At 68.7% G+C, this 20,654-nt stretch carries 20 protein-coding genes and 2 tRNA genes; 11 read left to right on the forward strand and 11 right to left on the reverse strand.

Going from position 1 to position 20,654, the window contains the following annotated elements; all coding sequences use genetic code 11:
- Nucleotides 1-904 precede the first annotated feature (904 nt).
- The 4 genes from gyrB to E1285_RS31385 all read left to right on the forward strand — a co-directional run bounded on the left by gyrB (nt 905) and on the right by E1285_RS31385 (nt 6,937).
- Nucleotides 905-2,842, forward strand: a complete 1,938-nt coding sequence (gene gyrB / locus E1285_RS31370) for a DNA topoisomerase (ATP-hydrolyzing) subunit B (RefSeq protein ID WP_132158189.1) — start codon at nt 905-907, stop codon at nt 2,840-2,842.
- Between the two features lie 84 nt (nt 2,843-2,926).
- Nucleotides 2,927-5,431: a DNA gyrase subunit A gene (gene gyrA / locus E1285_RS31375; protein WP_132158190.1), complete on the forward strand. Its 2,505-nt coding sequence runs from the start codon at nt 2,927-2,929 to the stop codon at nt 5,429-5,431.
- 42 nt (nt 5,432-5,473) lie between these two features.
- A complete protein-coding gene (locus tag E1285_RS47710) occupies nt 5,474-6,793 on the forward strand; it encodes a DUF3566 domain-containing protein (protein WP_243723171.1) in 1,320 nt (439 codons plus the stop codon).
- 67 nt (nt 6,794-6,860) lie between these two features.
- Nucleotides 6,861-6,937: transfer RNA gene (locus tag E1285_RS31385), tRNA-Ile, on the forward strand.
- Nucleotides 6,938-6,988: 51 nt separating this feature from the next.
- Here the strand turns inward: E1285_RS31385 and E1285_RS31390 are convergent.
- Entirely contained in the window at nt 6,989-7,423 is a 435-nt protein-coding gene (locus tag E1285_RS31390) for a pyridoxamine 5'-phosphate oxidase family protein (RefSeq protein ID WP_243723172.1), read from the reverse strand.
- 484 nt (nt 7,424-7,907) lie between these two features.
- Between E1285_RS31390 and E1285_RS48290 the strand changes: the two genes are divergently transcribed.
- The 4 genes from E1285_RS48290 (at nt 7,908) to E1285_RS31405 (ending at nt 11,152) form a co-directional block, all read left to right on the forward strand.
- Entirely contained in the window at nt 7,908-8,033 is a 126-nt protein-coding gene (locus tag E1285_RS48290) for a hypothetical protein (RefSeq protein WP_279510110.1), read from the forward strand.
- Between the two features lie 761 nt (nt 8,034-8,794).
- On the forward strand, nt 8,795-9,028 hold the full coding sequence (locus E1285_RS31395) for a hypothetical protein (protein ID WP_132158191.1): 234 nt from the start codon (nt 8,795-8,797) through the stop codon (nt 9,026-9,028).
- Nucleotides 8,985-9,896: an AraC family transcriptional regulator gene (locus E1285_RS31400; RefSeq protein ID WP_132158192.1), complete on the forward strand. Its 912-nt coding sequence runs from the start codon at nt 8,985-8,987 to the stop codon at nt 9,894-9,896. The genes E1285_RS31395 and E1285_RS31400 overlap by 44 nt, the downstream gene beginning before the upstream one ends.
- 338 nt (nt 9,897-10,234) lie before the next feature.
- Nucleotides 10,235-11,152 carry a DMT family transporter gene (locus E1285_RS31405; RefSeq protein WP_132158193.1) on the forward strand — a complete coding sequence of 306 codons (918 nt, stop codon included), beginning with the start codon at nt 10,235-10,237 and terminating at the stop codon, nt 11,150-11,152.
- 162 nt (nt 11,153-11,314) lie between these two features.
- Here E1285_RS31405 and E1285_RS31410 read toward each other — a convergent pair whose 3' ends face one another.
- Nucleotides 11,315-12,142, reverse strand: a complete 828-nt coding sequence (locus E1285_RS31410; protein ID WP_243723173.1) for an SDR family NAD(P)-dependent oxidoreductase — start codon at nt 12,140-12,142, stop codon at nt 11,315-11,317.
- Complete coding sequence (locus E1285_RS31415; protein ID WP_132158194.1) at nt 12,124-12,333, reverse strand: hypothetical protein; 210 nt, start codon at nt 12,331-12,333, stop codon at nt 12,124-12,126. The genes E1285_RS31410 and E1285_RS31415 overlap by 19 nt, the downstream gene beginning before the upstream one ends.
- Before the next feature lie 227 nt (nt 12,334-12,560).
- Here E1285_RS31415 and E1285_RS47715 point away from each other — a divergent pair, with 227 nt between their 5' ends.
- From E1285_RS47715 to E1285_RS31425, 3 genes are all read left to right on the forward strand, one after another.
- A complete protein-coding gene (locus tag E1285_RS47715; protein ID WP_220163873.1) occupies nt 12,561-12,680 on the forward strand; it encodes a DLW-39 family protein in 120 nt (39 codons plus the stop codon).
- Nucleotides 12,681-12,703: 23 nt separating this feature from the next.
- Entirely contained in the window at nt 12,704-13,420 is a 717-nt protein-coding gene (locus E1285_RS31420; protein ID WP_207946954.1) for an HAD family hydrolase, read from the forward strand.
- 16 nt (nt 13,421-13,436) lie between these two features.
- Nucleotides 13,437-13,512 (forward strand) — tRNA-Ala (locus tag E1285_RS31425).
- Nucleotides 13,513-13,568: 56 nt separating this feature from the next.
- Here the strand turns inward: E1285_RS31425 and E1285_RS31430 are convergent.
- The 8 genes from E1285_RS31430 to E1285_RS31465 all read right to left on the reverse strand — a co-directional run bounded on the left by E1285_RS31430 (nt 13,569) and on the right by E1285_RS31465 (nt 20,211).
- Complete coding sequence (locus E1285_RS31430; protein ID WP_132158195.1) at nt 13,569-14,906, reverse strand: site-specific integrase; 1,338 nt, start codon at nt 14,904-14,906, stop codon at nt 13,569-13,571.
- On the reverse strand, nt 14,906-15,091 hold the full coding sequence (locus tag E1285_RS31435) for an excisionase family DNA-binding protein (RefSeq protein ID WP_243723174.1): 186 nt from the start codon (nt 15,089-15,091) through the stop codon (nt 14,906-14,908). The genes E1285_RS31430 and E1285_RS31435 overlap by 1 nt, the downstream gene beginning before the upstream one ends.
- Nucleotides 15,092-15,132: 41 nt before the next feature.
- Complete coding sequence (locus tag E1285_RS31440) at nt 15,133-16,845, reverse strand: replication initiator (RefSeq protein ID WP_347814111.1); 1,713 nt, start codon at nt 16,843-16,845, stop codon at nt 15,133-15,135.
- Nucleotides 16,842-18,308: an FtsK/SpoIIIE domain-containing protein gene (locus E1285_RS31445; RefSeq protein WP_243723175.1), complete on the reverse strand. Its 1,467-nt coding sequence runs from the start codon at nt 18,306-18,308 to the stop codon at nt 16,842-16,844. Before E1285_RS31445 ends, E1285_RS31440 begins: the two co-directional genes overlap by 4 nt.
- An 82-nt stretch (nt 18,309-18,390) precedes the next feature.
- Nucleotides 18,391-18,699: a hypothetical protein gene (locus tag E1285_RS31450; protein ID WP_132158196.1), complete on the reverse strand. Its 309-nt coding sequence runs from the start codon at nt 18,697-18,699 to the stop codon at nt 18,391-18,393.
- Nucleotides 18,699-18,974 (reverse strand): hypothetical protein, encoded by a 276-nt coding sequence (locus tag E1285_RS31455; protein WP_132158197.1) that lies wholly within the window; start codon nt 18,972-18,974, stop codon nt 18,699-18,701. Before E1285_RS31455 ends, E1285_RS31450 begins: the two co-directional genes overlap by 1 nt.
- Nucleotides 18,974-19,399, reverse strand: coding sequence for a plasmid replication, integration and excision activator (locus E1285_RS31460; protein ID WP_132158198.1), 426 nt, complete (start codon nt 19,397-19,399; stop codon nt 18,974-18,976). Before E1285_RS31460 ends, E1285_RS31455 begins: the two co-directional genes overlap by 1 nt.
- A gap of 125 nt (nt 19,400-19,524) precedes the next feature.
- Nucleotides 19,525-20,211 (reverse strand): GntR family transcriptional regulator, encoded by a 687-nt coding sequence (locus E1285_RS31465; protein ID WP_165966828.1) that lies wholly within the window; start codon nt 20,209-20,211, stop codon nt 19,525-19,527.
- Nucleotides 20,212-20,654 lie beyond the last annotated feature (443 nt).

Here is a 20,654-nt window from a genome sequence, read left to right on the forward strand (position 1 = left end):
CCTCAGGCCCCCGCCGCCCCGGCGCCTGGCGCGTCCGCTGACCACCCCCGTCCACCGCGATTACGAGTGCCGTGCACCGCGACCACCTAAACTGTCTACTGCGCCGACCCCAGCCACCACCGCAACCCCGCAACGATCCAAACCGTCGCGCCAACGATCGACCGCAGTGAGCCGTCAGGGACATGCAAACCAGCACCCACTACTGCGCCGACCTCAGCGTCACCGCACCACGCAACAACCAAAACCGTCGCGATCGCGTCCGAAGGCAGGTTGCGAGCTTGCGAGAAACCTGATCGCGCAGCGAGCCGCCAGGCGAGCCGGAGCGATGCCAGCGATCGCACGCAGTGCCCGCCGAAGGGAGGGCCCCCAGGGCCCGACCGCCAAGGGCACTGCAATGAACACAGTGAGCCGCCAGGTACACGCAACCAGCACCCACTACTGCGCCGACCTCAGCGTCACCGCACCACGCAACAACCTGAACAGTCGCGATCGCGTCCGAAGGCAGGTTGCGAGCCTGCGAGAAACCTGATCGCGCAGCGAGCCGCCAGGCGAGTCGAAGCGATGCCAGCGATCGCACGCAGTGCCCGCCGAAGGGAGGGCCCCCAGGGCCCGACCGCCAAGGGCACTGCAATGAACACAGCCTTTCGAACCCCCCGGGTCATATAGGGGGGTGTGGCTCCAGGGCCGCTCGGCCGCCACGCGCACACACAGCGCTCGCGAGTACCACTTTTCGCCGCGTCACCCGGTAGAATGGAATCGGTTCAGGATGCTGCGCCGCCAAGGGGTGCCCCGGGCTCTGACCAAGACGAACAGAGCACAACCGGGTGCCCTCATGTGTGTTACGGGGCACACCGCACCTCCCTCGGGTGCGGAGCGGCAGACATCCCCGGCAGGAGGATCTCCTTTGGCGTACGACGCTAGTTCGATCACTGTCCTTGAAGGGCTTGAGGCGGTTCGCAAGCGCCCGGGCATGTACATCGGCTCGACCGGTGAGCGTGGCCTGCACCATCTCGTCTACGAGATCGTGGACAACGCGGTCGACGAGGCTCTGGCGGGCTACGCGGACGACATCGTGGTGAACCTGATGGCCGACGGCGGCGTGTGCGTCGTCGACAACGGCCGCGGCATTCCGGTGGGCGAGCACCCTGTGGAGAAGCGGCCGGCCATCGAGCTGGTGCTGACCACGCTCCACGCGGGCGGCAAGTTCGACGGCAAGTCCTACGCCGTGTCGGGCGGCCTGCACGGTGTCGGTTCCGCCGTGGTGAACGCGCTGTCCTCGCGGATGGAGGCCGAGGTCCGCACCAGCGGCCACGTGTGGCGGCAGTCGTACACGTGGCAGGGGCCCGAGACCGAGCTCCGCAAGGGCGAGGCGACCGAGGAGACCGGTACCCGCATCACCTTCTGGCCGGACCCCGAGATCTTCGAGACCCTCGAGTGGAACTTCGAGACCCTCTCCCGCCGCATGCAGGAGATGGCGTTCCTCAACCGCGGCCTGTCCATCACGCTGGAGGACGACCGTCCCGACTACATCAACGGTGAGCCGCACATCGTGCGGTACCACTACGAGGGCGGTATCGAGGACTTCGTGCGTTACCTCAACGCGCGCAAGGACGCCGCCCACGAGTCGGTCGTGTACTTCGGCGACGACACCACGGGCATGTCGCTGGAAATCGCCATGCAGTGGAACTCGTCCTACGCCGAGTCGGTCCACACCTTCGCGAACACGATCAACACGGCCGAGGGCGGCACCCACGAGGAGGGCTTCCGGGCGGCGCTGACCACGATCGTCAACCGCTACGCCCGCGACAAGGGCCTGCTGCGCGACAAGGACGACAACCTCACCGGCGAGGACGTCCGCGAGGGCCTCACCGCGATCATCTCGATCAAGCTGGCCGACCCGCAGTTCGAGGGGCAGACCAAGACCAAGCTCGGCAACACCGAGGCCAAGTCGTTCGTCCAGAAGGCGTGCAACGAGCACATACGCGACTGGTTCGAGGAGAACCCGGGCGAGGCCAAGGAGATCATCAACAAGGCGTCGCAGGCGGCGCGCGCGCGGGTCGCGGCGCGGCAGGCGCGCGACCTGACCCGGCGCAAGAGCCTGCTGGAGTCGACGTCGCTGCCCGGCAAGCTGTCGGACTGCCAGTCCACCGACCCGACCAAGTCGGAGCTGTACATCGTCGAGGGCGACTCGGCGGGCGGCTCCGCGAAGGGCGGCCGCGACCCGCACTTCCAGGCGATCCTCCCGATCCGCGGCAAGATCCTCAACGTGGAGAAGGCCAGGATCGACCGGATCCTGAAGAACAACGAGGTGCAGGCGATCATCACGGCGCTGGGCACCGGCGTGCACGACGAGTTCGACATCGCCAAGCTCCGGTACCACAAGATCATCCTGATGTCGGACGCCGATGTGGACGGCCACCACATCAACACGCTGCTGATGACGCTGCTGTTCCGGTTCATGAAGCCGCTGATCGAGGCCGGGCACGTCTACCTGTCGCAGCCCCCGCTCTACAAGATCAAGTGGGACGCGCGGGGCGGCGACTCCGACTACGCCTACTCCGACTCCGAGCGGGACGCGATCATCGAGGCCGGCGTCGCCGCGGGCAAGCGCGACCCGCGTCCCCGCGACCAGGTGCAGCGCTTCAAGGGCCTCGGCGAGATGAACGCCAACGAGCTCTGGGACACCACCATGGACCCCGACAACCGGGTCCTGCTGCAGGTGCAGCTCGACGACGCCGCCCAGGCGGACGAGCTGTTCAGTGTGCTCATGGGCGAGGAGGTCGAGCCCCGCCGGGAGTTCATCCAGCGCAACGCCAAGGACGTGCGCTTCCTCGACATCTGAGTGCGGGCCTCGGCCGGGCTCCCAGCGGCCTGACTCCCAGAGGCGACCGTACTTGCATCCCACCGAGCAGAAGAGGTCTTGAGAGTGACGGACGTGACCACAGAGGGCGGCCACCCGGGCGAACGGATCGAACCGGTCGACATCCAGGTCGAGATGCAGAAGAGCTATCTCGACTATGCGATGTCGGTCATCGTCGCGCGCGCGCTGCCCGAGGTACGTGACGGCCTCAAACCCGTCCACCGCCGTGTCCTGTACGCGATGTACGACGGCGGCTACCGTCCTGACCGCGGTTACTTCAAGTGCGCCCGCGTCGTCGGCGACGTCATGGGCAACTACCACCCGCACGGTGACTCGGCCATCTACGACGCGCTCGTCCGGCTCGCGCAGCCGTGGGCGATGCGGTACCCCCTGGTCGACGGCAACGGCAACTTCGGTTCGCGCGGCAACGACCCCGCCGCGGCCATGCGGTACACCGAGTGCCGCATGGCACCCCTTGCGATGGAGCTTCTGCGCGACATCGACAAGGAGACCGTCGACTTCTCCCCCAACTACGACGGCCGTTCGCAGGAGCCGGACGTACTCCCGTCGCGGTACCCGAACCTGCTGGTCAACGGGTCCGCCGGGATCGCGGTCGGGATGGCGACCAACATCCCGCCGCACAACCTGCGCGAGGTCGCCGAGGGCGTCAGGTGGTACCTGGACAACTTCGGCGCCTCCGACGACGAGCTGCTCGAGGCGCTGCTCGAGCGCATCAAGGGCCCCGACTTCCCGACCGCCGGGCTGATCGTCGGCCGCAAGACCATCGAGGAGGCCTACCGCACCGGCCGCGGCTCCATCACGATGCGCGCCGTCGTGGAGGTCGAGGAGATCCAGGGCCGCACCTGCCTCGTCGTCACCGAACTGCCCTACCAGGTCAACCCGGACAACCTCGCCCTCAAGATCGCCGACGGGGTGAAGGAGGGCAAGCTCGACGGGATCGCCGACGTCCGCGACGAGACGTCCGGCCGGACGGGCCAGCGCCTGGTCATCGTCCTCAAGCGGGACGCCGTCGCCAAGATCGTCCTGAACAACCTGTACAAGCACACCCAGCTTCAGGAGACGTTCGGCGCGAACATGCTCGCGCTCGTCGACGGTGTGCCGCGCACCCTGCGCATCGACCAGTTCGTCCGGCACTGGGTCTCGCACCAGGTCGACGTCATCGTCCGCCGCACCCGGTTCCTGCTCCGCAAGGCGGAGGAGCGCGCTCACATCCTGCGTGCGCTGCTGAAGGCCCTCGACCGGATCGACGAGGTCATCGCGCTCATCCGCCGCTCGCCGTCCGCCTCGGAGGCGCAGCAGGGCCTGATGCGGATGCTGGAGATCGACGAGATCCAGGCGCAGGCCATCCTCGACATGCAGCTGCGCAAGCTCGCCGCCCTGGAACGCCAGCAGATCACCGACGAGTACGACAAGCTCATGGCGGAGATCGCCGACTACAACGACATCCTGGCCTCGCCCGAGCGGCAGCGCCAGATCGTCGCCGACGAGCTCGCCCCCATCGTCGACAAGTACGGCGACGAGCGCCGCACGCAGATCATCCCGTTCGACGGGGACGTGTCGTACGAGGACCTCATCGCCGAAGAGGACATCGTCGTCACGATCACGCGGGGCGGCTACGCCAAGCGGACCAAGAGCGACCTGTACCGGGCGCAGCGGCGCGGCGGCAAGGGCGTGCGCGGCGCGCAGCTCAAGCAGGACGACATCGTCGACCAGTTCTTCGTCACCACGACGCACCACTGGATCCTGTTCTTCACCAACAAGGGCCGCGTGTACCGCGCCAAGGCCTACGAGCTGCCCGACGCCGGACGCGACTCGCGTGGCCAGCACGTCGCGAACCTGCTGGCCTTCCAGCCGGACGAGCGCATCGCCCAGGTCATGGACCTGCGCGACTACGAGGTGGCCCCCTACCTGGTGCTCGGCACCAAGCACGGCCGCGTCAAGAAGACCGCGCTGCGCGACTTCGACTCGCCCCGCACCGGCGGCATCATCGCGATCAACCTGATCGACGACGACGAGGTGATCGCCGCGCGGCTCGTCTCGTCCGACGACAACCTGCTGATGGTCTCCACCGGCGCCCAGGCGATCCGCTTCCGCGCCGACGACGAGTCGCTGCGGCCCATGGGCCGTGCCACGTCCGGCGTCATCGGCATGCGTTTCGAGGAAAGCCAGGAAGTCCTTAACATGCTGGTGGTGCAGGACACCTCCCAGGATGTCCTGGTGGCCACCCGGGGCGGCTACGCCAAGCGGACCCCGGTCGACCAGTACCCGCTCCAGGGACGTGGGGGTAAGGGCGTTCTCACCGCTAAGATCGTTGAGTCGCGAGGGATGTTGGTAGGTGCCCTCATGGTGGGCCCGGACGACGAGGTGTTCGCGATGACGTCCAACGGTGGTGTCATCCGCACCACCGCCGCGGAGATCAAGCAGTCCGGCAGGCAGACCATGGGCGTCCGCCTGATGAACCTCGCGGACGGGGACAGCGTGGTGGCCATCGCGAGGAACGTAGAGTCCATGGAGGACTCAGACGACGTCGAGGGGGGCGATGGTGAGTGATGGACCGCAGCCCGGCAGTGAGCCGATAGGCCAGGAGGACACGTGAGCACCGAGCCCGGCAAGAGCAAGGGCAGTGGGCCCGGCGCGGACGGCTCCGGCGCCGGGGGCTCCGGCAAGAAGCCCGGGGCGGCCAAATCCGGCGCGAAGCCCACCGACAAGCCCGCCGCCAAACCGGGTAAGGCCGTGGCCGCCAAGTCCGGCCGGGACGAGACGACCGTCGAGATCGACTCCACCGGCCAGGACACGGCCGCGGACACGGACACGGCCGGCCCGGAATCGGCACCGGCGAGCTCCAGCGCCGACTCCGAACCCCCGCCGAAGCCGGATTCGTCCACCCCGGAATCCGGCACCGACTTCGGCACCCCGAAGTCCGGCACCGGCTCGTCCACACCGAAATCGTCCGCGCCGAAATCGTCCGCACCGAAGTCCGGCACGGAGTCGGATACGCCGAAGCCGGGCGGCGGTTCGTCCGCACCGAGGTCGGGCACGGATTCCGGGGCGCCGAAGTCGGTCACGGAAGCGGCCGCCCCGAAGCCCGGTACGGAAGACACCAGAACCGATCTGGTCTCCCTCAGGGACGAGCCGGCGAAAGGGGCCGGCTCTCCCTCGCCGGGGATAGCCCCGGTCAAGGACACCACCGAACCGCCCAAGGGCAAGCCGGCGAGCCCGCCGCCCAAGAAGCCCGCGAGCCCGAAGGCGGACCCGGCCCCGAAGCCCGGTGGCGCCTCCTCCGGGCGGACTCCCGCCTCCTCCGGATCTGCTCCCGGCTCGGCGGGCTGGGCCAAGCCCGCCGAGCCGTCCGGTTCGGTCTCCACAGGACGTACGGAACAGCCCGCCAAGCAGTTCAACTCGGGCAACCCCCCGCCCTCGACGCCCGGCGACAACACCCCCGCCAAGCAGAACCGTCCGAGCTTCGCACGCACCGTCCTCAAGGACCGGCCGGCGACGCAGGCGAACACCACGTCCAACGCCGCCTCCGGCAAGCCGGCGCGCAAGGCCCAGCTCCAGCTCGCCCGGCTCGAACCGTGGTCGGTGATGAAGTTCAGCTTCGTCATGGCCGTCGTCTGCTTCGTCATCCTCCTCGTCGCCGTCATCGTCCTCTACGCGATCCTGTCCGGCCTCGGCGTGTTCGACGCCATCAGCGACACGATCAACAGCCTCACCAGGGAGCAGGGCGAGACCACCGGAGCCGTCGACGCGGGCAACTGGTTCTCGTTCTTCCGCATCTTCGGCTACACCGTCCTCGTCGGTGCCCTGAACGTCCTGCTCATCACCGCCCTGTCCACCGTCGGCTCCGTCATTTACAACCTCGCCGCCGACCTCGTCGGCGGCGTCGAAGTGACCCTCAAGGAGGCCGAGTAATCGATTTCCGGTTGCCCCGCCAGATGGGGTAACCTCTCGTTGCGCCGCCAGTTCAGCGGCACAACCCGGGCCTATAGCTCAGTCGGTTAGAGCGCATCCCTGATAAGGATGAGGCCGGAGGTTCAAGTCCTCCTAGGCCCACCACCTCGAAGACCCCCACCGGTTGCCGGTGGGGGTCTTTTCGACGGCAGCCGTTCACCCCTTGCTGTAGTCCCGGGTGTACCAGCGTTCAGGACGTATCCGGACCAGGACCATGGTGTCGGCGACATCCTTCGTCGACTCCAGATACTGGGCCGCGCCTTCGGTACCCAGATAGCGCTCGGCGAGCGTACGGCGATCCTCCTGCCGTGCCGGGTCCTCGATCGAGACGACCGGGCCCTCCACCGAGACGTACCGGTAGGGCAGCGACGCGTCCTGCACGACGAGGCTCACCCGTCCCGCCGTCTGGACCAGCGCCATCTTGCGGCTGTCGCGGCCGGTGATGAAGGTGACCTCACCGCCCGGCTCGTACAGGTACCAGACCGGTATCGCCAGCGGCCCCCGCTCCGTCCCTTCCGTGATGCTCAAGACGCCCACGCGTATTTCAGCGAGATAGGCCTCCCGCTCCGCCGCACTCATCGCCAGGTTCATCAGCGCTCCTCTCCGGCGCCCTTCAGCATCCTCCAACCGGGCCTCTCCGACCACACCCGATCGGGCGGTGGTTCCCCCAACGCGGCGATGGCCAATGGACGCGCCACGGGCATTGCACGCTGCGGAGGGGCATAGTGGTGTCAACGGCGGCCGAGTTCTGGGGACGTCCGGTCGCTGGTCATGATGCCGGGCTCCGCCCCATGCCGCTTGTCGGCTCGTGGTCGTTGTTCGGGTGGCCGGGAGTTGCCCGTGATCCACAAGCTGTGGATAACTTTTCTGGGATATGCCCCTGCCCCGCCTCAAGACTGGTGCTCGCCGTGGGGATCCGTTGTCCGCTGGGCGGTGTGACCAGGCGGATTTCCCGCCCGTGCTCTTTGGATTCAGGTGTGGCCGCCATCCTCGCAGCCGCGATCATGCACATCATCCTCTCGTGGCATGGTCTCTGCGGGACTGAGCGACGCGTCCACGCCGTTTGGAGAGTGGGGTGGAGCGCGTCCAGGCCCTCGTCCTGCGCGCCGACGCCGCCGTCGCCTTGGAGGAGTGGGCCCGCGCCCGTGCCCTCACGGCCGAAGCGCGCGACATCCACCTCCCCCCGATCCGTCCGCTCTGAAGGACGACCTGCAACGCCTGGCCGACTTGGAATCGACCATTCACGACGCCTGAACCAACGTTCACAGCTACGGGAGTTGGGGACGTGCTTGGGGATTTCCGGTGGGCGACGCTGTCCACTGGTGGCGCCGGGTTGTGGAGGCGATTCACCCACAGGCTGTGAACGGGCTGTGGGCGACGACTCGCCGGGACCCCCGTTCTGGCTGGTCAGCGGCTTTTCCACGACGTGGACAAGTGGTCGCCGAGGTTGGGGGCAAGCTGGGGAAGAATGGTGGACGTGGGCACCGGCAGTCGTACCCAGGTTGTGCACGGCGGTTATCCACAGGTTGTGGATTCCGTGCGTGGTCGTCTTGTCCTGTGGATGCTGGAGGAGACGACGTCCAAACGGCGCCCGATCCGCGGAAAGGCCTGTTGTTCTGGGGATCTCCCTGTGGACACGCCTCCCGGAGCGCCTGTCGGCACGGTCCGGGAGGTGTGTGCGACTGGTATCCCCAACCTGTGGATAACGGCCATTGGAGGAGTGATCGTGAACGCTTGGTGATGCCCGGCCCGCCCCGCGAGGGAAGAGGGAGGTGACATTCGCCGTTGGTCTGGACGTGGGAGACGCGTTCCGTTCGAATGCCGGCATGAGGTCGAGTGCCGCGCCACGCCCGGCGGCGCGCAGATGCGCACGCAAGCGATGCCCCCGGGCCGGGGCGGTAGGGTCCTGGAAGGCCCTTCCGACCTGCGAACATCAGTTCGAACCCGTGCTACGCTCGCCGCATGGGCCAGTTGCTGAACGAGCCGATCCGCGCCGAGCACGACTTGGCGGGGCGGCTCACCGCGTACGAGTGGCGGGGGTCGCGCTACGCGGTCGACGAGGTGCTGAAGACCTACGGAACGCCCCCCGAAGGCCGGGTCTACCGGGTCCGCGTCACGGGTGCCGAGGGCGTGGCGGTCGCGGAGCTCGGCCGTGACGAGGATCGCTGGCGGCTCCGGCACGTCTTCTCCGCCTGACCGTCGGGTCATCAAGGCCGACCGGACCGTCTGGACGCGGGTCGACGGCATACAGGGGTCCACACTCGACCTGCTGACGGCCCGGATCGGCCGCCGCCACTACGCGCCGCACATCCACGACGAGTACGCGATCGGCGTCACCGTCGACGGCGTGGAGACGATGCGCTACCGCGGCGACGACGTCTACTCCGCCGCCGGCAGCGTCGTGGTGGTCGAGCCCGGGGAAGCGCACACCGGCGGCCCGGCACGTCCAGAAGGCTTCGCCTACCTGTGCCTTTACCCGGACGCCGAGCTGCTGGGCAGTGCGATGACGGCCGGCGACGGGTCGGCGCGGCCGCACTTCCGTGAGCCGATCATCGACGATCGGCGGCTCGGCGAAGCACTGCGGCTCGCCCACCGCGCCCTCCGGCTCGGCGAGGACCCGCTGGAAGGCGAGTCACGCCTGTTCGCCGTGCTCGGCGCGCTCGTCGGACGGCACGCGGAGCCCGTCCCGAAGATCGTTCCTGGGCCACGCCGGACCGACGTCGCGCAGATCGCCAGCGCTACCGCGACGCGCCTGTCGGACGAGCTGGTCGCCCCACCGTCCCTCGCGGAGGTCGCCGCCGACCTGGAGCTCTCGCGCTACCAACTGCTCCGTGCCTTCCGAGACGCGATGGGCATGCCGCCGTACGCCTGGCTCGCCCAGCACCGCGTGACGCGCGCCCGCGCGCTGCTCGACGCGGGACACCGCCCGGCGGAGGCCGCGACGCTCGTCGGATTCGCCGACCAGGCGCACCTCACACGATGGTTCCGGCGCGTCGTCGGCGTCACGCCCGGCGCGTACCGCAACAGCGTTCAAGACAGCACAAACCGCCGCCACGCATCCTGAACTCGTCCAGACCGCCCGCATGCAAACGGCTGGGACACCGTTCAGCACGTGCTGTCGGCGGCACACGTCGTCTGTCGGCATCGGCGTACACCGGCTGCGCACCTGTGGTCGTACGAGCGGCCGCGTGCGGACGGCGTCCGCAGGCGCTCGTGCGCGGGCGGCCGCGTGCCGGCGGTGTGCACGGGGTTGCTCCTGCCGGGGCGAGTCGCTCGCCGGACGGGGCTTCGGCCGGGCGTACGGACCGGTGCGTGCCCCGGACAGGCCCCGGGTCGGGCGCTCGGACCGGTGTGTTGGATGGGCGCGCTCAACTCGGGCGGGCCGGTGGGACGGAGGTTCGGATGAGTCGCCGTGGCTGGGTGCTGTTCGCGCTGATGGGCGTGCTGTGGGGCATCCCCTATCTGATGATCAAGGTGGCGGTCGAGGAGGTCTCGGTCGCCATGGTGGTGTTCGCGCGGACCGCACTCGGCGCGGCCGTGCTGCTGCCGCTGGCCGTCCGGGCGGGACGGCTGGACGCGGTGCGCCGCCACTGGCGTCCCTTGCTGGCGTTCACCGCGGTGGAGATCCTCGGCCCCTGGGCGCTGCTGTCGGACGCCGAGACCCGGCTGACCAGCTCCATGACGGGCCTGCTGATCGCCGCCGTCCCGATCATCGGGTTCGCGGTGGCCAGGCTCACGGGTGACTCGGAGCGGCTCGGACCATTGCGCTGGGCGGGACTGCTGGTCGGGCTGACCGGGGTCGGAGTCCTCGCCTGGCCGCACCTCGGAGGCGGCAGCGCGTGGGCGATCGGCGAGGTGATGCTCGTCGCGCTCGGGTACTCGATCGCGCCGATCATCGCCGCCCGGCGCCTCCAGGCCCTCCCGACCCTGCAGGTGGCCGCGTTCGCGTTGGCCATCGCGGCGCTCGTCTACACAGGGCCCGCCGTCCTCACCCGCCCGGAATCGATGCCGAGCGGGCAGGTGCTCGCCGCGCTCATCGGGCTCGGTCTGGTGTGCACGGCGCTCGCGTTCATCGTGTTCTTCGAACTGATCCGCGAGGTCGGCACGTCCAGGGGGATGGTGTTCACCTATGTGAACCCGGCCGTCGCGGTCGCCGCCGGGGTCCTGTTCCACGGCGAGCCCCTCACCGGGACGATCATGGTGTCGTTCGCGCTGATCCTCGGCGGTTCCGTCCTCGCGACCGCGCGCCGGGCTCCCGCGTCCGAGCGGGCCGCGCCGAACGACGCCGCGGCCGATCCTGCGGATGTCCGAGCTTCCTGACAGAGTCGCGCGGATGAGCTCTCCAGGGCCCAGCCTCGGTCCCGGGTGGCCGGTCATGGTCCGCCACGTCCACACTGCGCGGACCTCCTCGTGAGGACGCCCGAGCCAAGCAGGGAGCACTGCGCTCCGGCACACCCGCCGCCGACCGGCACGGGCGAAAGCTCAGCGTTTGTCGCGTTGCCCGTCGGCGAGGCCCCGCGAGACCCGATGCCCGCCTGCGCGGCGCTGTACGGCCGCGGACAGGACGGGCGCGACACCGCCCAGCCTGGCTCCGAGCCGCAGACCGAGCGGCGCCACGTCGACCTCGGCGACGTTCCGCTCGATGGCCCGGACGGCCGCCCGCGCCACGTCCCGGGGTGACCGGGTGCCGACGCCTTTGGGAAGGGAGACCCCGGCGTCGGCGAACATGCCCGCGTCCCGGATGAAGCCGGGGAACACCGTCGACACGCCGACGCCATGCGGCCGCAGGTCCTCCCGCAGCGCCAGGGCGAACCCCCGCATACCGAACTTCGTCGCGTTGTAGAGGGACGCGTTCCCGGACGCCGTCTTCCCGGCCAGCGACGACACGAACAGCAGATGCCCGCGGCCACGATCGGCCATCCGCGCGCCCGCGATCTTCGCCATCACGATCGGCGCACGCAGGTTGACGTCCAGTGCCCGGTCGACCTCGTCGATCGAGTACTCGGCGAGCAGCCCGGACGCCGGCAAAGCCGCGTTCGCCACCAGCACGTCCACCCGGCCCGCCTCGTCCAGCAGGAGCTCGGCCGCCTCACGATCGGCCAGATCGGCCACGATGGCCCGGCCGCCCAGCCGCTCGGCCAGCGGTTCCAGCACGTCAGCCCGCCGCCCCGTGAGGACGATCTGCCCGCCGCGTTCGGCCAGCGCCGTCGCCAGTGCCCGGCCGATCCCGCCGGTCGCCCCGGTCACCAGGACGGTCGCTCCGCGCAGCTCCATGCCGAGATCATTGCGGATCACATCCCGATCCGCCACAGCAGCAGGATGATCGACGACAGCACCAGCCCGGCCGCGCCCAGCGGCACCTGACCCGCCGCGATCATGGCGGTGCACCCCATCGCGGTCACCCCCGCGGCCAGCACCATCCCCCGGCTCCCGGACGCCCCCTCGTCCGGCGCGCCCGAGTCGAACTCGCGTTCCCAGCGCCGGAAGTCGTCCTCAGCCATCGGCACTCCCGAAGATCCGTCCCCTCGGATTATGCGGCCGTTCGGGCGTCCCGGCGAGATGGCGCGGACGTGACAGCACCCGCACCGGGATTGGACATCCGGTCCGATACGGCGAGGGGGTGCGGAACGCCCATGAACGATTGCTAGGCTGCGGAGAGCCTGGGGAAGCACATGAAGCGAACAAATCCCGGGTTTGGCTTCATAGTCGAAGGTGAAGGGGTCCCACCGTGAAGAAGCTGCTTGTTCTCGCTGTTGTCGCTCTCGGTGGCTTCGCTGTCTGGCGCCGTCTGCAGCAGGACCGTGCCGAGCTGGACCTGTGGACCGAGGCCACGTCGTCCGACAGCTGAGACGCCGGCGATAAGGCCCCGGCGTGAACGAAGCAGAGCCGATCACCGTCGCCTGCCTCGATCTCGCCGGGACCACTGTCGCCGACACCGGCACCGTCCACACCGCCTTCGCCGAGGCGATCGCCGCATTGGGGATCGTCTCCGGCACGGCGGCGTACGAGCGTGCTCTGGCCCGCTTCCGCGAGTCGCGCGGCGAGTCGAAGATCGGCATTTTCCGCTCGCTCTTCGACGAGCCCCGCGCCCAGGCCGCGAACCTGGCGTTCGAACGCTCCTACGACCAACTCGTCGACCGGCGCGGCCTGGCCCCCGTGCCCGGTGCCGACGATGCCTTGGACCGCATGCGCGCCGCTGGCATCGGCGTCTGCCTGCTCACCGGCTTCGGCCGCCGCACGCAGGCCCGAATCCTCGACACCCTCGGCTGGTGGGATCGCGTCGACATGACGCTCTGCCCCGAGGACGTCCCCCGCGGCCGCCCATGGCCCGACCTCATCCTCGCCGCAGCCCTGCGCTTCGGCGTGGACGGCGTCCGCAACATCGCCGTCTGCGGCGACACCGCCGCCGCCATGCGCTCCGGCCACCGCTCCGGCGCGTCCATCGTCGCCGGCGTCCTCACCGGAGCCCACGACCGCGACCGCCTCCTCACCGCCGGCGCCACCCACACCCTCCCCAGCGTCGCCGCCCTCCCCGACCTCGTCCTACCGTCCCCGGTCGATGACACGGTGACCGCGGACCACGGGTAGGCTTGTCCCGCCGCAAGGGGCCTTAGCTCAGTTGGTAGAGCACCGGCTTTGCAAGCCGGGTGTCAGGGGTTCGAATCCCCTAGGCTCCACCAGGCAAAACGCCCTCATCCCGATCATGGATGAGGGCGTTCGGGCCATTAACGGGCCATTAGGCCACCGGAACCAGCGCACCGGCCGTCCCGTCATCGTCGTCCGTGGCACCGGCCGCCGTGATCCGTTCGTTGAGCGAATCGGCGATCGCCTTGCCCGCTTCGGACGTCCCGTGCTGGTAGATCATCGCCGCCCGCACGCTGTCATGCCCCATCCGGTCCATGAGGTCGCGGAGACTGGCCCCGCTCTGCGCGGCGAGCGTGTTGCCCGTGTGCCGAAGGTCATGGAAGTGCAGTCCCGGAACGCCGATCGCTGCCACGGCATCGGCCCACCGCGACGCGCGCCGGAAGTTGCCCCGCCGTAGGACGCCGCCCTTCGCGCCCGTGAAGACGAGGGCAGTCGGGTCGGAGGACGTGTGCCGTTCCAGGTGATCCCGGATTGCCGGAACAATCGCCGCCGGAAGTACCACCGTGCGAGCACCCGCCCGGGATTTCGTCGGACCGACGACCATGTCTCCGCTGTCCATTTCGAGGTACTGCCGCCGGACGGTCACGGTGCCGGCCTCTAGGTCGATATCCCGCCGCCGCAGCGCTACCACCTCACCCCAACGCAGACTTGCGAAGGTCGCGAGGAGGACGAGCGCCCGGAAACTGTCGTCCTGTTGGACGGCCGCGTGACCGTCGAGAGCCATCGACCACAGGACCCGTTCAGCCGCATCCTTGGAAGGGAAGTTCTGAGGGAAGGCCCGCATGCCGTCGTCAACGAGCTTGTACCGGAGCCGGTATTCCGTGGCGGAAAGCTTGCGGATGTTGCCGAGCGGACGCCGCCCGACGAGGTCAGCGAGGTCGAAGACCTGAGCGAGGGTCAGGACCGGCCGTTCCTCTGGACTCTCGTCACCGGCTCCACGGATACGACAGGGATTGCGCGGGATGATCCGATCCTCTTCGGAGGCCGTCATCAGCACCGCGCGGAGCAGCCGATACGCCTTTGCGGTCACGGACGCCGAGACACCCTCGTTGAGGAGCGTCATGCGCCAATCACGAATCATCGGAGTACTGAGGTTGCCGAGCTGGACGCCGCCCAGGTGAGGCGCGATGTGCTTGCGGAGAAGCCGAACGTACAGTTCGACCGTACGAGGTCGCAGGCCGGGACGCTGTTCGATCCACTTCGCGGCATAGTCCGCCAGCTTGACTTTCGCCCGCTCAGGGTCGGTCCAGTCACCGTTGAGGATCTGCGCTTCAACCAGAGTCAGATACCGGTCCGCCTCAGTCTTGGTCGCGAAGGTGTTCGGCGCGGTGCGCATCCGTCCGTCAGGGCCTGGATAGCGGACCTGGTACCGGCCGGATTCCCGCTTGCGGATACTGCCGAAACGACGGTGACCGTCCTTGTTCGCCATTACGCGGCCCTCCAGACGTCGGATGCGGTCATGGGCTCCACTAGCCCGGCCGCGACGAACTCTCGAAGCGCGGATTCGGGGATGCGGACGAAGCGTCCGACCTTGACGAAGCGGATGCGCCTTTGAGCGACGAGCCGCCGGGGAAACCGCTGGGAGGTGTTGAGGTACTCGGCCGCCTCAGCCACGGTCAACAGCCTGTCAGCCGGAGATATGTCGGGTCGCTTGGTCACGCCGCCTCCGCAGTTGCCGAAAGTCCTGGGGTGGGGTTGTTGGTCGCTTGGTCGAGTTGCTTGCGTCGTTGGATGCGTTCGTTGATCAGCAGGAGAAGACGTTGTTCGGTCGGTCTGACGTCCGGGTCGCCGGGTCCGGCGCGTTCCCAGACGTGCATGGCGTTCGGGTCGGTCGGGTTGGTGACGGGGACACCGGCCTCAGCGAGGCGTGCGAGGACCCATGCTTTGCGGTCGGCTTTGTGGTCGGCGAGGGTCTTGCCGGACCATTTGCGGGAGACCAGGACGCGGCGGCCGCCGTAGCCGAGGTGTTCGCGGCGATGCGCTTTGCCCTTGCAGAGGCCAGGGATCATCCCTTCCCGCGGATTCTTGGGTTGGACGCCGTAGCGCAGCCAGTTCGCGCACGTGGGTGAGCACGGTTCGTAGCGGAGGGTCTCGGCCATCCGGTCGACGTGCTCACGCTGCCGACTGGTCTCGGCGTTGTGGCACTCGGCCACGCCCTTGACGAGGTACTTGGTCAGATAGCCGATGAGCTTGCGGGACTGTGGGGAGTCGGCCATCACGCCCTGGGCGTCGATCTGCCGTCCGAACCGCAGGACGTGAAGCGGTTCGGCGTCGTCATCCTCACCGAGGGCGTCTAGGGCTTCATCCCAGGTGGGGAGGACGTCGCCGGTTGCCGGGTCGAGGTAGCCGCCGTTCTCGCCCGCAAGCTCGTCCCAGACCGGGAGCCGTTCCCCCTCGAAGACGACGCGGTCGGTGGAAGGCCACCACACCTGGTGGTAGGTGGCCGCCACGACTTGCCGTAGTTCGGCGCGGGAGATGGTTCCGCGGATGGCCATGTGCAGGTGGGGAGCCAAGCGGCGTTGCGGTTCGACGGCCGCGAAGTACTGCACGTCGTAGCCGACAAAGCGGCGCAGGTTCTGCACGAACCGGTCAATCAGCTTGGAGAAGTGCAGGGCATCGCGCGCCGCCCGCGTGTAGTCGTAGGTGTCGGGGTCGACCGGCGTTCCGTCCGAGCGCACCCGCCCGTAGGAGTCCAATGTCAGGGTCAGGAAGATCGAGGGCCGGAACGTCTTCCCCTCACGGCCGCGGAACACCTTGCCCACGGTGCGGGAGTCGACCGGCCGACGAGGAAGGTCCGGTGCATCCTGCCGCCGTCGAGTCGACCGGGAGCGCCGGCCCTTGCTGTCGTCACCGGTCTTGAGGGCACCGCGGACCCCGGAGCGTTCGAGCTCATGGTCGAGGTCGCGCACCACCGCGTCCCAGAACTCGGAGTCTTCCCCGTCCGCCGTCCCGTCCTCTGCCGCACGATCACGAGCCGCCGCCGCTTGGGCCCGCAGTTCCATCCACACGCTTTGCTCGTCGTCGGGGTCGGCGCGGGTGATCTGGGGTTCGGTGTCCAGGTGCCAGCCCTGGTTGCATTGGACGGCGCGGAGTTTGCGCTTGCGTTCGGCGCACGAGGGGCACACCGAGGCCAGGGTGTGACCGCACGGGACGTACACCATCTCGGCCGCGCCCGTGTTGAGGTCGACGCGCCGCATGGGCACCGGTCGGATGCAGACGCCGTGTTCGACCGCGACCGATTCCAGCACCCCGCGCGCCAGCGGAGGCAGCGTCTTGACCACCGGTTCCGAGGAAGGGTCGGGCGAGGAGACGTCGACGTCGGGAGCGTCCAGGGTGGGTTGCGTGACGGTCGGGCGGGTCTTGGTCACGCGGCCCCCTCGATGTCGAGGTCGGGCAGCCCGTAGGCGACCATCGCCCGGATATCGGCATCGGAGACGAACGCGGCCCGCACCCGCACCGGATCCGGACTGGTCTCCAGCCGGACGAACCCCACCCCCGCGCCGACCTCGGGGACGGACGAGATCTGATCGGCCAGGGCGCCACGGTCGCGGGCACCGTCGCCGAGCACCATGTCGACCTGGTCGTCTTCGTCCAGGCGCAGGGCGATGCGGTCGGGGAACAGGTTGCGCAGGTTGTTGACCTCTTTGCGCGCGTCCTGCTGCGCCCCGATGACGCAGTACCCCACCGACCGGCCCTGTGTGGTGAGCACGGCAAGCGCGGACTCGGCGCGCTTTCTCAGGTCGCGTTCGGGGCAGTAGGCGGTCAGGAACGCCAGCTCGTCCACCACGATCACCCGGAACGGGAACTCCCGCGAGGGCGTGAACGACCGGGTGTGACCGGCGAAGCGTTCGGCGCGTGCGTTCATGTCCTCGGCCGCCGCTTCCAGGAGGTCGACCATGCCGCCCTTGGGGTCGTCGCTGTAGCGCCCGTACCGTTCGAACAGCGCCCGCCCGAAGCTCAGTTCCATGCGCTTGGGGTCGACCGCCCACACCTCCACCAGGCCGCCGAGCAGGAGCGGCAGCAGCGCGCGGATGGTGGACCAGATGACCGAGCCCTTGCCGGCCCCCGTCGCCCCCGCGATGAGGACGTGGGTTCCGAGGAGCCGCAGGCGCCAGGGTGAGCCGTCCTCGGCCCGTCCGACTGGCAGCCCGGACAGATCGACGTCGGAGGCGTTCGGGACGGGCAGCGCCGGTATCGGTTCGGCGAGAGCATCGCGGCGGACGAACTCCAGCCAGATCCGTCCCGGACGGTCCCCGTTCCGAACGCGGACCAGGGAGGCGCCGAAGCCGTGCGCGAGGTTGACCGCGACGGCTTCCCAGGCGTCGGGTGCCTGCCCTTTGAGCATGCGGACCAGGACACGATCCGACGTTGGACCGCAGCGGACGCGGACGAGGGAGGGCAGGTATTCGCGCCCCTTGTGCACCTTGGTGAGTCCGGCCGTGACCAGCACGGGTTGCCAGTCCCGCCGGTAGATGAACACCAGCCGCCACCAGGACCGGACGGGACGGGCCACCCAACCGGCGAAGGACGGACGGTCCACCGCAGCCCAGGTACCGAGGACGACGGCGACGAGGGCCAGGACGAGGACGGGGACGGTCCACCCGAACCGGTAGCCGAGCCAGCCGAGCCCGGCCGCGATGGAGACGGGGACGATGTTGCGGACCAGGAACACGAGCGCGCGGACGAGGAAACGGACGGCGTTAACGATCAGGACCAGGCCCTCTGGCATGTGCCACACCGGAGGCGCCCACTTGGGGGCCGCGAAGGGGTCGCGCTGGGTTTCGACCGCGACGTTTTCACCGGGACCAAGTTTGCGAAACTCCCATGCCATGATGGGTCACCTCTTCTTTTGCGCTGTTCAGGGGAGAGAGCGGGGCGGCCGGAGGTACCAGCTCCAGCCGCCCCACCCAGATTCAGGCCGCCGGGTCTTCGGAGGACTCGCCCTGTGGGTTGTTGAGGGCGTGGAGCCGCTCCACCTCGGCCGCATACGCCGCGAACGACTCGGCGAGCTTGCGCGCGACCCGGACGTCTTCGGCGGTCGGTGCCGCTGGCCTGGTCGGGGTGATGAGCATGTAGGCGTAGGCGTGCGTGATCGAGATCTGGGCCCGGTTCTTGCCGCGCGGGTACAGCACCGACATCCGCTCATCCGGCCGCATGCACACCGACGTCAGCGCCGACCCGTCCGGCTCCACCTGAACCGTCGTGTAGCTGTAGGCATCCATCACGCAGCCCTCCTCTTGCCCGAGGACCGCCCCGACGAGGACCGGCCGGAGCGGTACAGCCGCTCGACCTCCACCGCGTACGCCGCCGCCTGCTCGGCCAGCCCCCGCGCGAACTCCACATCCGAGGAGTTGAGTCGCTCGGGAAGGGTGAGGGTGACCAACACCCGACCGGCCGAGACGGTGAACAGCGGAGTACGAGCCCGGAACGCCCGGAACTCGGTGGAGGCCGCACCGTCGATGGGCAGCGACAGCGCCGACATGCGCCCGCCCGCCATCAGGCCGCATCCTTCGCAGCGTTGTCCTTGCCCGAGGTACGGGTTGCGCCGCCCCGGGAGTTGGCCGGACGCACCGCCGCCGCCTTGAGGCTGTAGGCCAGACGCCCGGTACCGGAGTTGACGTACGGCGTCACGGCCAAGCCGTCGAACTCGACCGGCACGAACGGGAACCCCGCCGGAGCCTCCGGCATGATCGGCTGCACCGGCCCCATCAGCTTGACCTTGAACGTCCCCTTCTGTTCCGGGTCGGCGTCCAGGACCTCCACCGCCCAGACCAGTTCCCCGGCGTCCTTGTCGCGCGCCTGGACGAAGTTCTCCTTCGTCGACCGGTCGAAGTCGCGCACCGGCTCGACACCGCCCTTGATGTACGCGCCGTAGGGGAACACGTCCCCGAACGCGACCTTGAACGGACCCTGCACCGCCATCGTGATCACTCCCTGTCGTTCGATCCTTCTGACGTCAACTCGACCTGTCGAGTTGCTGTATCGACAGACTATGCGACGAGAGCGGATTTACAAGGAGTGCAAGACGACTTATCGAGTGATCTGGGTCACATTCCGTAGGACACTTCGAGCACGTGAAGCGACCCGGGAAGAGCGACCTCGACGACGAGGACCGTACGCCCCGTGGAGTCGACCACCGAGCCCAGCACCGACAGCACCGGCTCACCCTCCGCCAGGTCGAGGGATTCGCGCTCTTGCTCGGTAGGACGACGAGCCTGAAGGCGCTCGTCAACGCGGGTCAATCGGTCCTTGGCCGACGCGGTCACGAGCTGGCGGACGGGAACCGTCAACGGCCCCTCCTGGTCGAGACCCGAGGCCCGCGCGACATCGAGCGGAGCCCACAGCGAGACAAGCTCACTGGCGATGGAGTCATACAGCCCCACGTATCGCCGCAGGTGCACAGGAGCCGATTCAGCCAGGCCGAGCAGCATCGCCACCGCACCCGGCGCAGCGGCACGACCGACTTGCACCACCCTGACCGATGTGGCGCTTTCCTGGCGATCCAGGACGGCCAGACCGGGCCGGCTGTTACGCGCCCCCGACGCGGGAGCCGCCTTCACGAAGGTGCCCCGCCCATGCTCACGATGCAGCTCACCCAGCAGTTGCATCTCATTCAAAGCGCGGACCACCGTGGGACGCGACGCCCCGAACTCTCGCCCAAGCGCCGCCTCAGAGGGAATCGGCGCGTTGACGGGATAGGTCCCGTCCTCAATCCGGGCGCGAAGCGTCTCCATGATCTGGACGTACTTCGGAGCGTACGAAGAGTGATCTGACACGAGGTCCTGCCAACATCTCGACAACACGAGTACCACCAGCAAACCAGGACTCCGTTAGTCCTGTCACGGCATCATCGGTTCCCGAGCTGGTGTTTCTTCACCCGCGCCCTCAGGACGGTCTAAGCCCCCGGCGCGAGACTCGCAGTGATCGACTGCGACACGCCGGGGGCTCAGCTCAACCTTGTCTGACGCAGGCCCGGGGTTCCCCTGCACAAGGTCTCTACAAAACCGTGTGCCTACTCGGGCCTTGGATTCTCCTGAACGGCCGTGACCTGCGGAGTTTGGGGCCGTGGAGTGACTTTGACGCCAGGGGCTGAGTTGGTTGCCACCCGCCCTGCGGGCGATTGGGGGACCCACCAGGCAGGGGGAACCGGTGGGGACGCGCACCGCAGGGCGGGGGC

Source organism: Actinomadura sp. 7K507, assembly GCF_004348425.1.
Lineage (GTDB): Bacteria > Actinomycetota > Actinomycetes > Streptosporangiales > Streptosporangiaceae > Spirillospora.

Bases quoted from the DNA above. Each gene is read 5' to 3' on its own strand.
- E1285_RS31405 (WP_132158193.1), top strand. From the start codon at position 10,235: ATGAGTCGCCGTGGCTGGGTGCTGTTCGCGCTGATGGGCGTGCTGTGG.
- E1285_RS31465 (WP_165966828.1), bottom strand. From the start codon at position 20,211: ATGGAGACGCTTCGCGCCCGGATTGAGGACGGGACCTATCCCGTCAAC.
- E1285_RS31415 (WP_132158194.1), bottom strand. From the start codon at position 12,333: ATGGCTGAGGACGACTTCCGGCGCTGGGAACGCGAGTTCGACTCGGGC.
- E1285_RS31430 (WP_132158195.1), bottom strand. From the start codon at position 14,906: ATGGCGAACAAGGACGGTCACCGTCGTTTCGGCAGTATCCGCAAGCGG.
- E1285_RS31395 (WP_132158191.1), top strand. From the start codon at position 8,795: ATGGGCCAGTTGCTGAACGAGCCGATCCGCGCCGAGCACGACTTGGCG.
- E1285_RS31450 (WP_132158196.1), bottom strand. From the start codon at position 18,699: ATGGATGCCTACAGCTACACGACGGTTCAGGTGGAGCCGGACGGGTCG.
- E1285_RS31460 (WP_132158198.1), bottom strand. From the start codon at position 19,399: ATGGCGGTGCAGGGTCCGTTCAAGGTCGCGTTCGGGGACGTGTTCCCC.
- E1285_RS31390 (WP_243723172.1), bottom strand. From the start codon at position 7,423: ATGAACCTGGCGATGAGTGCGGCGGAGCGGGAGGCCTATCTCGCTGAA.
- E1285_RS31455 (WP_132158197.1), bottom strand. From the start codon at position 18,974: ATGGCGGGCGGGCGCATGTCGGCGCTGTCGCTGCCCATCGACGGTGCG.
- E1285_RS31445 (WP_243723175.1), bottom strand. From the start codon at position 18,308: ATGGCATGGGAGTTTCGCAAACTTGGTCCCGGTGAAAACGTCGCGGTC.